Here is a 16623-nt window from a genome sequence, read left to right as displayed (position 1 = left end):
GAAGCCTAAACCAACAATTATAGAAGAAAAAGCACTCGACTTTCTGGAAAGAAAGTCGGGTGTTTTTGCGTTCTGAAAGAAATCAGAAAATCAATACGGTCGGTTATTTACTGCTTACTGATTAACCACATCCGCTCCAGATTGAATCAAATTGCCCGTGACATCTAAAACTTTACCCAGCTTGGAACTATCTAATTTGTCAATTACTTTAAAGAGCTTATCTGTTTTACTTACTTTATCTGACATAAGATCTGTCCCCTTTCCACTAATTAAAATAGTAATAAATCATTCATGTCTTCATCCACTCCGGCAAATTTATCAACTTCATACAAAAGTCTCAAGACAAAGCTTTCATCTGTAATAGTAAAATTACGGTACTTATTTGCGTAAGTTTCTTCTGGTTCAGATTCATCAAAATATCTCAATACTTTACTGGCAGTTTCTACACTTGCTTTAAGACTTTGATTAATAATAGCAGCTTGATTACCCTTCATCCAGTGCTGATCAACAACATATCCCAATAAGCTGGCAACTTCCTTATTTCTAGCTAGGTAATAATCTTTTTTCATGGGTAGTTGGGTACCATTAATAACTATTGCCGCCTCAATAGCTTCATGATTCCAATTATTAGGAGTCAGACGATTACGATCATAAATTTGTTTTGATAGGTTTCTCATATAATCGAAAATTTCAGCCTGCTCGATACGTTCTGGATGCTTAGATGCTTTTATGTAGCCATTAATCCACTTATCAATCGTTTGATCGATCTCGTAAGCAACTTGCCAACTCCACTCCTTTGATTCTTCTTCCAGACTGCTAAACTTTGGAAAAACATAGAGTTCATTATCTTTCTCAAAATTTTCTAACAAATATTGTAAGTCTTCTCGTGACATGTTTAATTCATTTTCAGTTACCAAATAGTTAAAATAGGCTTTCACAGCATTGTATACAGTTAATAGAGCTCCATCTGCTTCTGGATTATCACCAAATTCAGAAGTGTTTCCCAATATTATTAAAAATTGTGAAATATTGTCTTCATTCCATTGTTGAAATAATTCGAAATGTCCCAACACTTCAACTGTCCCTTTTAATATTGATTCTGGATAATTGTATAAAACTTTGCATTCACTGCTTTGTGTAAATTTCAAGCCTATTCCTCCTATAATTACTATGATTTTATTATTCTAAAAACGTTATTTCTTATATAAATTTAAAAACATTTTAATATTCATACTCTAATGTTTATACTGTGATTAAATACTAAATTGAAATTTTGGAGGTAAAATCATGGGACTATTTGATATGTTTCAAAAACATAAGCATAGTATTGGTGCAGTACATAAAAACAGCTTCAAACAATCTGTCAACACATTCATTCCATCCATTCCGCAAGATGTACAAAATCTTTTATGGTTTAGTGATGGTGAAAACAAAAATATCGATAAATCATCTGAAGAACCATCAGCTATCTCATATAAGCTTCCTTTATCTACCAACGTCCCTGAAAAATTAGGATACTGGCCTAATTATACGAGAATGTCCCCTTCTCAAAGATATTCTTATTTAGAATGGCTGACCAATATTGACTCGTCTACTGATATGGGTAACGTTTTTACATTTTTTTACGGATTAGAAAGATATATCAAAACTTCAAAATACAATCAAGCGATTCAAATGATTGAACGACTTAAAAAGTATCATAATACTAATAATTCATTCAATTACTATTCAAATGTAGCCTTAGTTTACGCTGCCATGCTTTATAAAGAGCCAAAATTTTTACACAATATCACTCCCGGTTCTAGCTCTTCACTACTATTAATCGCTAAAGGAGCATTAAACGGTGGTTTGAATGCCCCAGAAATAATGAATGCTGCTAAAGATTTTAATTGGGAAAATACTAGATATATAAAAAATAATCCTGATGTTTTTCAAAAAAATTTAGAAAATTTAATGAAAAAATTATATTCCAAAGATTATTATCCAATTCCTCAAAATATAACAGATGTTCCTATGACAGATATTTGTTTAGCAAATATTTCCCTTTCTTCTCAAACCATCACAGGTTTAGCAACCCGAGTACCTGGTCCATTAGTGTTTTCTATTCCTGATTTTTCTAAATCGAGAAATATTATGACAGATATATATTATTTACTTAAAGAGTCACATGACTTGACTAAGAAATCTCTCAAAATTATGAGAAAAAATGGAAATATCACCCCCAAAAAGCAAATTGAGCCAACAAATTCTCGGAGAATAAATCCTAATACCGGACATCCCATGTCCACGGATAAATCAATACAAACCGCAAAAGAAATGTACGAATCTACTTTAAATATTAAACATGACTATTCTATATATAACGATCCGAAAATTATACATGATGATAAAGTTTTGAATAGGGTTTTACCACATTACTTTCTAGGTGATCTTTTTTATAAACAGGGAGAATGGGATAGAGCAGAAAAAGAATGGCTTTCCATAGTAAAATTAATGAGTGAAAAAGCAGCCACCAAATTGGCCATTATGTATCATAAAGAAAATAGATTTAAAGACGAAATTTCAATTATTAAAGATGGTATTCAATATGGTACTAATAATACAGTCTATTCTTTATCTGGAAAATTAGATGTTAGATTATCAAAAGCCACCACATCTTTTGATAGAAATGTAACAAGAGATAAATCTAAAGGTTATACTTTGCAATAAAATCCCGACAATCCGGGGTTATTTTAATATATTAACTTTTCAACCTTTAGTTAATAATTGCTTCTACAGTAAATATCATTATCTCCAAAATCATATTTGTTGCTCAAGTCCAGACTTTTTAACAAGATCAATTGCCGCATCACAAGTTGCTCGAAAATCAATTCCATGTGCATATTCATTGGACTTTTGATAATTAATCCATAATCTTTGTAGACTTGGGCTTGCTTTAAGAGCCGTTAATGTCGAAGTATAAGTATCTAATTGATGAGTTGTTTCTCGTTTTTCAGAAGTTGCTTGCATCGCTTTTTTCAATATGTCATACCTTATTTCAACCTTCTCCTGACAATCAAGCAAATACAAATCATAAAAATCCTTCAATCGTGTGTTAGCTTCTGCCCGACTAACAATTGTCTCCAACTTTTCAGCAATTATTGTTTCAACTGTGTACGCCATAATCTGGACAGTCCGATTCTCAAGTATCATTTTGTATCCATATTGGATAGCGTACTCGGTAATCACATCTCCAGTTGATATATCAATTTTAACATCAACACGTGTGGTATAGATTTGTGCACGTATATGAATCCTGTAACCAGAATACTCATCATCTTCCCTAATTTCACCGATTTTAACAATTGATAATTTGATGATATCATCAGGTAATTCAATCACACATATTTCTTGAAACACACTTTTCATCTTGTCCTCTGTAACTGGTAAGCCAATAATTGAGGTATCAACATCACGTGTTGAACGAGTGTCAGTCCCAATTAGAGATGCAATCAAGAAGCCACCTTTCAGTATGAGATTATTTTGATAAGGTGAATTAGAGATTCGGTCAATCAGGTCATCCAAAACAATCTCTTGCAGCATAATCTGTGGTGTGATTTTTCTTTCCTTTGCCAGTTTTCTGATTCTAGCCAAAAATTGCTTTTGATCAGTAAATTCAAATTTCACAGTAAAACCTCCATATACATTCTAATCTCTTCTTCCACTTTAAATATTCTTGCATACGTCATTAATTGATGGAGATTTTTTCCTCTCCGATGAATGTAACTATTCATGGCTTGTTTAATTGTCTCAGCATCAGACCTATCTCGCGTTCGCAGAATATCACACAAGGTGCGCTCCACATTGTAAGTCTTAACCAAGTGCCCCCCAGGGGTTTCAGTTGTTGTTATACCAATTTCATAAAGCTCCTTTCTTTGCCGATAAATCTTAATTGGCGCATCGGTTTTTGTACTATATGCATATGGTAACGGGAAATTCATTTCATAAATACTTGGCGTTCGATCAATCATTCCATAAAGAAAAAGTGCTGTGTCCTTGAAGAAAATACCTTTTGAAAGGTTGTACTGTAGTGCAGCAATATCATCGCCAAATTCGAATGGATCGATATAAACACCTGGCGCTAATCTTTCAAGCTGTCCATGAGCATACATGTTGCGTAACACTCTAGGCGAGATACCCATTGAATTAACTGTTTTAGATGTGATTTGACCACCATTCTTGTTCAAGTATTCAATAATCTCATCCTTTTGGTTCATTTATTTCACCTCAGTCCAAAAATCCGCTTTATACTCAAATAGTATCACACAGTGAGTAAAAAACGGATAAAATAGTTTACGAATTCTAGAATTCCCTATTAATCATAATCTTGTATCTCAAATATTACGATTGATTCGCTTTCAATCTTTAGTTTATAGTATTACAAAATTACAATACAAAAAACATCCCTGAAATTAATCAGAGATGCTCTTATTTTTATTAGAAGTCTACTCCCACTCGATTGTTGCGGGCGGCTTAGAAGTAATATCATAAACTACACGGTTGACATGGTCTACTTCGTTTACGATTCTTGTTGAGATCTTTTGAAGTACATCCCAAGGAATCTTAGCGAAGTCGGCTGTCATCCCATCAATAGATGTAACGGCACGGATACCGATTGTGTAATCATAAGTTCTTCCATCACCCATAACACCAACTGAACGAATTCCTGGTAAGACTGTGAAGTATTGCCAGATTTCTTCGTCTAGGCCGTTTTTGGCGATTTCGTCACGGAGAATCCAGTCACTATCGCGGACGATTTGTAACTTGTCTTCAGTAACTTCACCGATAACACGGATTCCAAGACCTGGGCCTGGGAATGGTTGGCGCCATACTAATTCGTGTGGCATACCTAATTTTTCACCTAATTCACGGGTTTCATCCTTGAACAATGTACGAAGTGGTTCAATCAACTTGAAGTGCATGTCTTCTGGAAGTCCACCTACGTTATGGTGAGATTTAATTGTTTGAGCAGTACTTGTACCACTTTCGATAACGTCAGTATAAAGTGTACCTTGTGCTAAGAAGTCAATACCATCAAGCTTTTGAGCTTCATCGTTAAACACTTGGATAAACTCGTTACCGATAATCTTACGTTTCTTTTCTGGATCACTTACACCAGCAAGTTTGTCTAGGAAACGTTTTTGAGCATCAACTTTGATGATGTTCAAACCAAACTTACCTTCCAAGCTGTCCATAACTTGTTGAGCTTCGTTCTTTCTCAAAAGTCCATGATCAACGAAGATACTTGTCAATTGTGTACCGATAGCTTTGTGTAGTAAAACACCAACAACAGAAGAGTCAACACCACCTGATAAACCAAGTAGGACCTTCTTGTCACCGACGGTTTCACGAATTTTTTGAATCTGTTGATCGATGAAATCATCCATTGACCAGTTAGCTTCTGCTTCACACACATCAAAAGCAAAATGCTTCAAAATTTCTGAACCGAATTCAGTGTTTCTAACTTCTGTATGGAATTGCACACCATACATCTTGCGTTCGTCGTCAGCAATTGATGAAATAGGCGCATTCTTACTTGTAGCAACCACTTTGAAGCCTTTTGGAGCTTCTTTAACGAGGTCACCATGACTCATCCAAACGTATTGCTTTTCAGGTAAGTCTTTGAATAATACGGCGTCTTTATCAGTTACTTCGATATCAGCGTGACCATATTCACGGTTACTTGCTGATTCGACTTTACCGCCAAGGTTATAAGACATCAATTGCATACCGTAACAAATACCTAAGATAGGAATACCTAGCTTGTAAATGTCTTGGTCGATTGAAAAGGCACCCTTATCGTAGACACTATCTGGTCCACCAGAAAGGATAATACCTTTAGGATTGATTTCTTTAACTTCTTCAGCAGTAATAGTATTTGGTAGTAATTCAGAGTATATACCGATATCTCTGATTCTACGCGTAATCAATTGATTGTATTGACTACCGTAGTCTAGAACAATGATGCTATCAGCATCAGGCCATTGCTTGCTCAAATCAATTTCCCCCACTTTTTTTATTTATTCTATTGTATACGAAATTTGGTTCCATGTCATATATTGTATACGCTTAATATTTTCTTAGATAAATTTTATCGATCTGATGGTCACTCGACTTGTGTAAAATCAAATCAGCTCGGTTCATCGTCGGCTTGATGTAATCACGCAAATTGGGATAGTTGATCGTTTCCCAAACATTTTTTGCCATCTCCATCGCTTCAGTTTCCGGAATCTGGGTGAATTGATAATAATAACTATTCGGGTCATTGTGTGCCAAGTTAAGCAACGTCTCGAATCGATCCAAGAACCACTCTTCAACATCAGCCACTTCGGCATCAATATAGATAGAGAAGTCAAAGAAATCACTCACATAAATTTGCTCATTATGCGGCAATTGCAAAACGTTGATCCCTTCCACAATCAAGATGTCCGGATTGTCCAATTCCTCGTACTTACCAGGAATAATATCGTAAATATTATGTGAATAGAGCGGATATTTGATCTTGCCGCCTTTAGTTTTGACTTCACCTAAGAAATCCAACAGCTTTTGCATGTCATAAGTTTCCGGAAAACCTTTTTTGCCCATTAAATTACGTTCTTTTAAAACTTTACTAGGATACAAAAAACCGTCAGTCGTCATCTGAGAAACTTTATACTGTGGATAAGCTCTTTCTAGCATAATTTTCAACAGTCTAGCGGTAGTACTTTTGCCGACTGCCACTGAACCAGAGACTCCAATGATAAAGGGAACTTTTCGCGTTTCATTATTTAAAAATTCGTTCTTCAATTTGGTTAATTTACGATAATTTTTTAAGTAAATATGTAAAAGATGTCGAATCGGTGCATAAATCGAACGCACGTCGTCAATTGAAATTTCGTCATCTAATGATTTGATCTTACGCAATTCTCCATCCGTGATGGCTTGTTTCTTATATTCACCATGAAAGTTTTCCCATTCTTTTCTTGAGAACTCGTCATAGTTAGTTAAACTCTGCATATTGTTAAACCTACCTAATATAGTAATTAACTTTTATTTATTTTCTGGTATTCTAGTATAGTATAGAACTTTTTTACAAAGGACAAAATATATGAAAAGAATAGTATTATTTGGTGACTTCACTCTGATGGGTCTGATCGATGGCAAAGCTTACGATACGTTGGCTAAGCGGATTCGCAAGGACTTTCCTGGGTATGAAGTTATTAATATGTCGATTGCCGACTACAAAACCAATAATGCTATGACACGTGTCGATCGTGTGAAGAAGCTGCATCCTAAAGCAGTTATTTTAGGGTTCGGTGTCAATGATATTTCGATAAATGATGAAATCAAGCCTGGTAAATTTGCGGCTAATCTAACCCACATGATTGAAACGCTCGGTCATCAAAAGGTTATTTTACTTTCCCCTCCGTTCACTGATTGGAAGAAAAATCCCACCAAACCATGGACGCGCCAACTGCAATTTGAGTTAGTATGCGAACATTTAAGTAAGCAACTAGACGTATCGTATATTGATTTGCTTCATATTATGGCAAACTGTAATAATCTGGACAAATTACTACAGGCAGACGGTTTGCACTTTAGTAAACTAGGATATAATCTTTTAGAAGACGAATTAATACCAGAAATTAAAGCAACACTGGCCAATGAGTTGGTGTCGAATTAAAGGAGCACTTTATGGATTTAAATATTCCTCAAAAATATTTTATTTTATCGTGTAATGAAAAAGGTAGCATCCGGATCTTTAAGAATACCAGACGTCGCGCATATTTAGCTGAGAGCTCATTTTTCGACTTAGCAATCAACGATATCATCGACCTAACCGACAATAGTGTCATCATTAATAGGGTTTTGCCTGACGACAAGACATATTTAAACGAGTTTTTCCAGATCATCAACAAGAACCAAGGTAAAAGTGTTACTCACGTTTTAAGAGCCATGGCCACGAACGAAAAAATCACCCGAATCATCTACAATGAAATCGGTGACTCACTAGTCAACAAAGTCGATGTGACCAAAGCAGTGACCGGCCTAGTTTTCAAAACTAACAATTATTTACCTAATCGCAGTGTCAAACGTGAATTAGTTGCTGACTTGAGAAAGGAAATCCTGACTTCGGACAAGATTTCTCCTGAATCATTTGCACTACTGGCAACACTTTACGGAAATCACGACCTGAAATTCTATTTCTCCCAGTTCGAACAAAAGCAACTGAAGGATAAAATTTCAATGTACCAAAAAGATCCAACTTATCAAAAGTTGTTCGAGCTATCAAAACGCTTGAACAGAGTAACTTTGACATTGCTCAGCTAAAAAAATAGAGAGTGGAATAAGAGCGGTCAGCTCCCGGAGGATAACGTAATTTCAGAAATTGCTCGTCGCACTTTGCGAGTGATTCCTGAAATTTTGTTATCTAGGAGGGAGTTGCTCTTGTGTAACTCGTTTCAGCTAAAAAAAAGATGGTTTAGTAATCTGTAAATTAGATTGCTAAGCCATCTTTTTATTTTATTTCTATATTTTAGTTTGTGTTAGAGTGCCGTCTTCCGCAACATCTGGGAAACGCTGGAACGCTGTGGACGCAACTTGGAGCCAATTTTTAAGCCCGAAAATTGTCTTCAAGATTGGTCTTCTTGTAAATGCTAAAGCATTAACAAGAATTTCACGGCTGAGCATTTCCCAGATGTTGCTCCAGACTAGATCCGATTCTTTGCGATTTCTCAATGGATTTTAAAATGAATAGGACTTCTATTCGATTGAGCACAAAACTGCTTTATTGTTTGGATACGTTTCTTTTTACGGGCTTACTATTCATTCCCGAAAACTAGCAAGCTCAAAATAGAACTTCTATTCCTAAACAAACGGAACGCAAATAAACAATAGAACCAAAATTTAGTCCGGAGTAACAAACTCGATTTGGCTCAGTACTGAAATTTCACTTAACGCTTTAGCGTTTAGTGAAAGGCCGAGCTTGGAAATGCCGCGCACTTTGCGGTAGTTTCAAGTCGTGCCCAGTACGTTCCAGCCAAAATCGAGTTTGTTGCGGAGGACGGCATACTTAACCCACCCAACATTAGTACTCGTGATTTTCTATTTTTGTGATTACTTTTCTTGCATCATCGGTTGTCTTTGTTTGCATCAAATCATTTCTGATTTCAGCGGCGTGCTTCATCCCTCGAACGTAAATTTTGAAAAATCTTTGTAGTGGTGCGAAGTGTCCGGGAATTCCTTTAGCTACAAACTCATCATACAAATCTAGTTGATAACGTAACAAGTTTAAAAGTTCTTCACTGGAATGTTCTTGAGGTTCTTTTTCGAAGGCGAATGGATTGGAGAAAATTCCTCTACCAATCATAATTCCGTCGACACCAGGATGTTCTTGGGCTAATTTGATTCCCTCTTGATAATCCATGATATCGCCGTTAATTTGTAGCAGCGTATCGGGGGCAATTTCGTCACGCATCTTGACTAAATCGTCGATCAATTCGTAGTGAGCTGGCACTTTACTCATTTCCTCTTTAGTCCGAACGTGGACGGTTAAAACGGGAATGTCTTGTTCTAGTAAAAAAGGAATCCAGGTTTTATATTCAGAGAGTTCACTGAATCCTAAGCGAGTTTTGACGCTGACTGGTAGTCCGGCAGTACGAGCGCCTTCAATAATTTCTTTAGTCGTATCAAAATGGCGGATCAAATCACTTCCACTATGATTCTTGATTACCGCAATGTCCGGGCAACCAGTGTTGATGTCGATTGCTTGGTAACCTTGTTTCCTCACTTCGACAGCCGCTTTGGCAAAATCCTCACCTGAATTTCCCCATAATTGAACTATTGGTTTGGGATCTTCTTTGGGATCAATGTACAAGCGACCTTTGGTCGATTCTTTGGCTAATGGATGTGTGATAGCTAAAGCGTTGGTGAATTCTGTATAAAAAACATCCGGGGCGCTAGCTTTCATCACAACGCGACGAAAAACTGAACCGGTGACAGCTTCCATTGGTGCCAAACTAAAAAATGGACGTCCCTCTTCTTTTGCTTTTTGAGCAATGCGATTCCAGTAAGTTGACTGGGTCACAATCTCATCTCCAATCTTTTTAATCTCTCTTTATGCAATTTGATTACAATACTCTCAACTATAGCTATTTTGATAACTTAATTGCAAGTTTTAACTTCAGGCGGTTGGGAAAATGTTATAATGAAAGCGTTAACAGAAGACTATGTTTAACATTTAGGGAGGAGAAGTGCCATGAAAAATAAAGAAACCACATCAGAAAGAATCACACGACTAGTCATTACTTATATCTTTGTTTTCGTGGCTATATTCCTAGGATTATTTGCACTTTACTTCCACATGACAACTTCCATGTCGGTTACATGGATGCTTGATCTACTATTTGTGGATTTGTTCCTATTGGGATTGGCTATTTTTAAGCCACTTTTCGATATGACAGTGGATTTCTTCAAAGATATTTTAAATTAGTCGTAGTAAAAACTCTCACGCAAAATTGCGTGAGAGTTTTTTTATTCCACATAATATTTTTCCGGTACTCGTTGCAATAATTGTGACAATTCACCAATCGAAGTGATAGTCAACTTGTGCATCGCTCTGGAGGCAATCGTGTAGACCAATTGTTGTTCGTCAGTCTCAAATTTGTCTTTGGAAGCATCCCACATGATGACCGCATCGAATTCCAATCCTTTGGCCAAGAATGATGGCAAGACAATTGTCCCTGTGGCCAAACGCTGATTTTCGGAACGAATTAAGGTAGTTTTCACGCCACTATTTTGAAGTAATTCATTCAGCTTTGTCGCATCTTCTAAAGTCTTAGCGATGATAGCGGTCGTGTAATTACGCTGATCATTTTCCTTTAATTGTCCGATAACTTGTTGAATTGAAGTTTCTAAATTATCAGCTTGTAACAAGTTAGGCAAATCACCTTCACGATTGAATGGTTCAATCTTTTGACCATTGGTCAAAATGGCTTTAGTAAAGTCGGTGATCTGTTTAGTTGAACGATATGAGTGAACCAATTGAACAACTCGCGTTTCATCGGCTTCGAATAAACTTTGCGCTTCAGAAAGTAAGGTTTGACTGTTCTTTTTTGTGAAGATCGACTGATTCAAATCCCCTAACATCGTGTAACGTGCTCGAGGGAATTTGTACTTCATATAAGCCAATTGGAATGGTGTGTAGTCTTGAATTTCGTCGATGAAGACAAACTTCATATCGAGTTCTCCATGACGTCCAGTAACTAGGTCATATAAATAAAGATAAGGACTCAAGTTATTCATTGAGATCTGTTTGTTATTGAAATTCTTGATAAAGTCATCGACATACTTTTGCCATTGCGTGACAGTTATTGAATATTTATCCAATTCAACAATTTTTGGCACAGCCTTGAGGAAATTCAAATAGTTGCTGGCGACGTTCAAGAAGCGCAGGCGTTTGATGTGCTTGTAAACTCCTTGCATTGTATAGGCAACGATTTTTCGAGCTAAGAATTTTCTTTCTTCATCGCCATTTTTAAATTCTTGGTCGGCAGCGTTATAAAGCGCCTGCAACTGTTCTTTATCTAAGTTTTCGATACGTTCCGAAACCCACTTGGAGCGCATTTCCGCTCCCATTTTACGATGCAACATCTTGATCAAGCGGTCAACGGTCGCATCTAGTCGATTGCCGAGGTTGTATTGAGGTCCATAACTATAGTAGATTTCTTGAATCTTTTCTTTAGGAATGAAGACTTTGCCTTGGAATTTGATATCCTTGAAGGCCATCCCACTTTGGTTCAACAATTTGCTATAGTTCGTCAAAACTTTGAAAAATTCAATATCGGAGACGAACTTGGCAACGGCTTTATTGTCAGTATCGACAACTGTTTCGAATTGTTCCGACAAACTTTCAACTTTTAAATTAGGCAAACGACGAGCTAAAAATTGCTTGTAAGTCATCTGCACCATATTTTGTTCACCCATTTCAGGCAAAACGTCTTTGATGTAATCGTTAAACAGTGAGTTAGGTGAGAACATAACCACTTGACTAGATGTCAACGTCCCACGGTATCTATATAGTAGAAAGGCGATTCGTTGCAAGATGGCTGAAGTCTTACCGGAACCAGCTGCCCCTTGAACAAATAAGAGTTTGGACTTGGTGTCACGAATAATCTTATTTTGTTCCTTTTGAATGGTCTTAACGATTCCTTTCATATGCGTCGAGGATTTACCGTCTAAGACTTCCAAAAGCATTTGGTCACCAATGGTCTCTTGGGTATCAAAGTAGGCTCTGATCTGACCATTTTCAACTAAAAATTGACGTTTCAAATAAAGGTTAACTTCTTGTTCACCATCAGGTGTCATGTAAGTAACTTCGCCTAATTTTCCATCATAATAGATAGAAGAAATCGGTGCCCGCCAATCGTAAACTAAGAAATGATCATTCTTATCTGTGAACGAACTCAAGCCAATGTAGACTGTTTCCTTTTTCGGTTCGCCCTTCTCTTGAAAATCAAGTCTAGCAAAGAAAGGATTCTTCTCCAATTTCCGCAAGATTCCTAAGCGTTGTTTGGATTGTTGCCAACTATTATTACGTTCATCCAACATTTGTTGCTGCTGATGAATTGAAAGTGCCGCATCCATCGAAATGGCATCTCCATCCATTCCTAAGTGAATGTCATCAAAAGCATTATTGATAACTTTTAAATCTTCTTCGGCAACTTCCATGTGTTCTTGGAGTTGACCCTCAGACTTTTTAATCTTCTCAACCACATCGTCTAAATGTGCTTGTTCAATTTTCTTTTCGTCTAGTTCATTAATCTTCGATTTATCTGTCATAATAACCTCTTAAATTAAAGTTATATAATGTTACCACTATTTTTTACTGATTTCAAAAAAGTACGTTTATTATATAGAAATTATTATATAAGAGATTTATAAAAATATTTAATTGAGGGTTGATGCCGTCTTCCGCAACAGCTCTGGGAAACGCTGGAACGCTGTGGGCACAACTTGAAGCTTACGCAAAGTACGCGTAATCTCCAAGATTGGCCTTCTTGTAAGCGATAAATCGCCAACAAGAATTTCACGGCTGAGCATTTCCCAGAGCTGTTGCTCCAGACTAGATCCGATTCTTTGCGGCTACTGCTATAAATTCTGAAACGGATACAATTCTATTCATAATACTCATAACTGTCTGAGTACGTTTCAACCTATTATTATTCTTTAATTATTTTAATTTGATATAGAACCCTACAAAACTACTTTTCAACAATATCATCTGTCTACTTTGGAGCAAATGTTTGTATAAAATTATTAAATTGATTACGGTTTAACTGTAAATAAGTTTTACAGGAGGAATTTATTAATGTCCGATATAAACGCAAAAAATGCTGGTACTTTTGAATTTGATAAAGATTTCGTCGTCAATCGTCTCGGTTATGGCACTATGCAACTCACTGGTAAAGGAGTTTGGGGACCATACAAAGATCCTGATCACGCAGTTGATTTGATCAAACATGCCTTTGATCTAGGCGTAAACTTTATTGATACGGCCGATTCATACGGTCCTTGGACGGCTGACTCATATTTAGCTAAGGCTTTAAGTGAATATTCTGATTCAGATAAAATTTTCATTTCTGATAAAGTCGGTCAAGTTAGAACTGGTGAAAACGAATGGATTCCTGTTGGTGTTCCTGCCTATCTTCGCCAAGAAGTTGAGTTATCACTAAGAATGTTCAACCGTGACCACGAAGACTTGCTATTCTTACACCGAATCGATTCTCATGTTCCCATTGAAGATCAAGTCGGTGAACTAAAGAAGATGCAAGATGAGGGTAAGATCAAGCATATCGGTATCAGTCAAGTTTCACTAGACGAACTAAAGGCTGCTCAAAAAGTAGCTAAAATTGATGCCGTTGAAAACATGTACAACGTCGGCCATCACAAAAATGACGATGAAATTGTCGACTACACAGCCGAAAACAACATCGCCTTTCTACCATGGTTCCCACTAGATACTGGTAATTTAGCCAAGAGCAATAGTCCCCTAGAAGATATTGCTAAGAAGTACAACGCAAGTCCTGCCCAAATTGCTTTAGCTTGGTTATTGAAACGTTCAAAGAATATCTTACCAATTCCTGGAACAAGTTCAGTCGATCACTTGAAAGACAACCTAAACGCTGCCAACGTAAATTTGAGCGACGAAGACTTCAAGAAACTATCAGATTTGGAAGATTAAATTATTTCAACTACAATTTTCCCAAATACATAAGTATTGACAATTTTCAAAATCGTGCGTTATTTACAAATAAAATGTAAATTGCTATATTATATTTATTAAAGATAACTCGTGATGGATAAGGCTGGGTTCCCGAATGGGAGTAAGTGAAAACTTAGAATTCCTTTGCCCCTGGGGTTATCTTTTTTTTAGTGCCTTCTTAAGATTCAGAATTATATATTCTGGATCCTTTTTTAACTCATTAAAAATAAAGTCAATTAATTGTTGTGAATAACAGAATCTATTACCAACCTTTATATGATAAGTAAATTTATCATTCTGCTTACAAAAAAATATTTGAAATTTGAACCATAAAAAGCCTCGCATTTTTTGCGAGGCTTTTTGATACAAAATCATCTCTATTTCTTAATAAAATCACGAACTTGCGAAACAAAGTACAACGAACCAGTAACAAACAAAACGTCTGCTTCTCCCATTTGACTTAGTTTGTTTTCTAAGGCTTGTTGCCAATTCGAATCAATCGTAATCCCGTCAAAATTTTGATAATCAGTTAACGACAGCGCATTTGGATAATCGAAGGTTGTTAATGTGAAATCCAACTGAGGTATGGTGAGGAGGTCTTTTAACATTGAATCGATATTCTTCGTCGTAATGGCTGAAAAGAGAATATGGATTCGTTTATCTTGATACTCGGTCAAGATATTGTCCTTGAGGCGTTTTATGGCATGTGGGTTGTGCGCTCCGTCCATAATTACCAAGGGATTTTGACTAACTACTTCCATTCTGGCTGGCCAAAAGACTTTTGACAGTCCTTGTTGGATCTGCGATTCGTCAAACGAATATTTGTGGCTTTGACAATATAGGTAGAATAATTCCAAAGCTACGGCCGCATTTTCAACTTGTTGATGTCCGGTGAGAGGAGTTTTTAAATTTTGGAGTTTAATGTATTGGTTTTGAAAGTTGAACATCTCAAATTGATCTTTGAAGCCTAAATATTTTGTTTCGTAATCTTCTTTCCAAAGCAAGCTCGGAGCATGAACTTTTTTAGCTGCTGTCTGAATCACTTTTTGGGCATTACTTGGGATATTTCCAGAAACTATCGGAATGTTTCGTTTGATAATGCCAGCTTTTTGTTCAGCGATTTTTTCTAAAGTGTCTCCTAAAATGTCAACGTGGTCTAAGCCAACCGTGGTAATGGCACAAAGTTCTGGTTTTACTACATTGGTACTGTCTAACAAGCCACCAATTCCAGTTTCAATGATGGCAATATCGACACGATTTTTGAAGTAATCAAAGGCCATCGCGGTCAGGATCTCAAATTGCGTGATGCCAGAAAAGCTATCTTCACTATCCATTTTTTCCACGAGTGGGGCAAATTTATTGGTTAGAGTAACGAAATCTTTCTCTGGTATCGGTTGGCCATTGATGACGATTCGTTCGTAAAAACTTTCGATATAAGGTGATGTGAAGGTTCCGACGGTTAGATTTTTTTGTTCCAGCAAAACTCGCAAATACATAACGGTCGACCCTTTGCCATTAGTTCCAGCAATGTGAATACTTTTGACATCATCTTCGGGATTACCTACTAATCTCAATAACTCTTTTACTCGAATCAATCCGGGACGAGATCCGTGTTTAGTCCGCGAATCGATCCAACCTATTGCTTCATCACCTGTTTCATACATCTGCAAATCCCCCTATCTAGCAATGTATCTGTGGGCAATTGATTTGAATGGAACGGCTTTTCCAAAGAAAACAATCACACCGGTTTGAACTACTAACATAATAATGGCTTTGACGATTCTGATGGCCCACAATTTAGGGTCGGTAAATGGGATATTGTACATGATCGACAGCCAAAGTGGGGTGAGGAACAGACTGATGATAATGGTGTTGAGCAAGACACAGGTGAAGGCACTCTTTAAAGTGATTTCCTTTTTATAGAAGAATTTTCCATACAACCAACCGGAAATAAAGGAATTCAACGTGAAGCCGATAAAGAAAGCTCCCTTGCCTAAAAGAGTTGAACCGATCAAGTCAGCTACGACGGCACACATCCCTGTCCAGAAAGGTCCAAATAAACTAGCTAAAACTAACTGTGGAATAAAATCGAAGGTGATTTTGATCAATTGTGTTTCAAAGCCAAATACTTGTGACAACACAATCATCAAAGCGACTAATAATCCCATTGTTGAAATCGAGTAAACACTAATCTTTTTTTCCATTTTGAGCATCTCCCTTTAGAGCTGCTACATGTGTCATGCAGCGAATGCGAAAACAAAACCGCGGATAAAGTTCCCTTCGTCCAAAAGCAACATCCCATCTTTTGACACTTGACGCTTTGTTTCCTACTCTGAAATTTT

General features: G+C 36.7%; 16 protein-coding genes and 1 riboswitch. Of the genes, 5 read left to right on the top strand and 11 right to left on the bottom strand.

Annotated elements, in window-relative coordinates; all coding sequences use genetic code 11:
- Positions 1-114 precede the first annotated feature (114 nt).
- Positions 115-246 carry a hypothetical protein gene (locus EGT49_RS12745; RefSeq protein ID WP_281275479.1) on the bottom strand — a complete coding sequence of 44 codons (132 nt, stop codon included), beginning with the start codon at positions 244-246 and terminating at the stop codon, positions 115-117.
- A 23-nt stretch (positions 247-269) separates the two neighbouring features.
- Entirely contained in the window at positions 270-1148 is an 879-nt protein-coding gene (locus EGT49_RS10450) for a hypothetical protein (RefSeq protein WP_135374101.1), read from the bottom strand.
- 139 nt (positions 1149-1287) lie between these two features.
- Between EGT49_RS10450 and EGT49_RS10445 the strand changes: the two genes are divergently transcribed.
- On the top strand, positions 1288-2709 hold the full coding sequence (locus EGT49_RS10445; RefSeq protein ID WP_135374099.1) for a TerB N-terminal domain-containing protein: 1422 nt from the start codon (positions 1288-1290) through the stop codon (positions 2707-2709).
- 90 nt (positions 2710-2799) lie between these two features.
- Here EGT49_RS10445 and EGT49_RS10440 read toward each other — a convergent pair whose 3' ends face one another.
- The 4 genes from EGT49_RS10440 to coaA all read right to left on the bottom strand — a co-directional run bounded on the left by EGT49_RS10440 (position 2800) and on the right by coaA (position 7035).
- Complete coding sequence (locus EGT49_RS10440; RefSeq protein WP_135374097.1) at positions 2800-3666, bottom strand: nucleotidyl transferase AbiEii/AbiGii toxin family protein; 867 nt, start codon at positions 3664-3666, stop codon at positions 2800-2802.
- Positions 3663-4256, bottom strand: coding sequence for a type IV toxin-antitoxin system AbiEi family antitoxin domain-containing protein (locus EGT49_RS10435; protein ID WP_135374095.1), 594 nt, complete (start codon positions 4254-4256; stop codon positions 3663-3665). Before EGT49_RS10435 ends, EGT49_RS10440 begins: the two co-directional genes overlap by 4 nt.
- Positions 4257-4484: 228 nt before the next feature.
- Positions 4485-6050: a glutamine-hydrolyzing GMP synthase gene (gene guaA / locus EGT49_RS10430; protein WP_425456278.1), complete on the bottom strand. Its 1566-nt coding sequence runs from the start codon at positions 6048-6050 to the stop codon at positions 4485-4487.
- A gap of 58 nt (positions 6051-6108) precedes the next feature.
- Positions 6109-7035, bottom strand: coding sequence for a type I pantothenate kinase (coaA, locus tag EGT49_RS10425; protein ID WP_135374091.1), 927 nt, complete (start codon positions 7033-7035; stop codon positions 6109-6111).
- Between the two features lie 91 nt (positions 7036-7126).
- Between coaA and EGT49_RS10420 the strand changes: the two genes are divergently transcribed.
- Complete coding sequence (locus tag EGT49_RS10420; RefSeq protein WP_135374089.1) at positions 7127-7702, top strand: SGNH/GDSL hydrolase family protein; 576 nt, start codon at positions 7127-7129, stop codon at positions 7700-7702.
- An 11-nt stretch (positions 7703-7713) separates the two neighbouring features.
- Complete coding sequence (locus EGT49_RS10415) at positions 7714-8349, top strand: GPP34 family phosphoprotein (RefSeq protein WP_135374087.1); 636 nt, start codon at positions 7714-7716, stop codon at positions 8347-8349.
- A 757-nt stretch (positions 8350-9106) separates the two neighbouring features.
- On the opposite strand, the gene EGT49_RS10410 is transcribed toward EGT49_RS10415, so the two are convergent.
- Positions 9107-10105 carry a tRNA dihydrouridine synthase gene (locus EGT49_RS10410; RefSeq protein WP_135374085.1) on the bottom strand — a complete coding sequence of 333 codons (999 nt, stop codon included), beginning with the start codon at positions 10103-10105 and terminating at the stop codon, positions 9107-9109.
- Positions 10106-10276: 171 nt separating this feature from the next.
- Here EGT49_RS10410 and EGT49_RS10405 point away from each other — a divergent pair, with 171 nt between their 5' ends.
- Entirely contained in the window at positions 10277-10510 is a 234-nt protein-coding gene (locus EGT49_RS10405) for a hypothetical protein (RefSeq protein ID WP_135374083.1), read from the top strand.
- 41 nt (positions 10511-10551) lie between these two features.
- Here the strand turns inward: EGT49_RS10405 and helD are convergent, their stop codons facing one another.
- Entirely contained in the window at positions 10552-12858 is a 2307-nt protein-coding gene (gene helD, locus EGT49_RS10400) for an RNA polymerase recycling motor HelD (RefSeq protein WP_135374081.1), read from the bottom strand.
- 529 nt (positions 12859-13387) lie between these two features.
- On the opposite strand from helD, the gene EGT49_RS10395 reads away from it, so the two are divergent.
- A complete protein-coding gene (locus EGT49_RS10395) occupies positions 13388-14260 on the top strand; it encodes an aldo/keto reductase (protein ID WP_135374079.1) in 873 nt (290 codons plus the stop codon).
- A gap of 177 nt (positions 14261-14437) precedes the next feature.
- Here the strand turns inward: EGT49_RS10395 and EGT49_RS12840 are convergent, their stop codons facing one another.
- The 3 genes from EGT49_RS12840 to EGT49_RS10385 are packed head-to-tail and all read right to left on the bottom strand — an operon-like array spanning position 14438 to position 16485.
- On the bottom strand, positions 14438-14656 hold the full coding sequence (locus EGT49_RS12840; RefSeq protein WP_218960997.1) for a hypothetical protein: 219 nt from the start codon (positions 14654-14656) through the stop codon (positions 14438-14440).
- A gap of 2 nt (positions 14657-14658) precedes the next feature.
- Complete coding sequence (locus tag EGT49_RS10390; RefSeq protein ID WP_135374077.1) at positions 14659-15945, bottom strand: bifunctional folylpolyglutamate synthase/dihydrofolate synthase; 1287 nt, start codon at positions 15943-15945, stop codon at positions 14659-14661.
- 12 nt (positions 15946-15957) lie between these two features.
- A complete protein-coding gene (locus EGT49_RS10385) occupies positions 15958-16485 on the bottom strand; it encodes a folate family ECF transporter S component (protein ID WP_135374075.1) in 528 nt (175 codons plus the stop codon).
- 36 nt (positions 16486-16521) lie between these two features.
- A riboswitch (THF riboswitch) is annotated at positions 16522-16618 on the bottom strand.
- Between the last annotated feature and the right edge of the window lie 5 nt (positions 16619-16623).

Source organism: Companilactobacillus suantsaicola, from assembly GCF_004745525.1.
In the GTDB taxonomy this organism is placed as follows: domain Bacteria; phylum Bacillota; class Bacilli; order Lactobacillales; family Lactobacillaceae; genus Companilactobacillus; species Companilactobacillus suantsaicola.
This window is presented reverse-complemented; position numbering and strand designations above follow the sequence as displayed.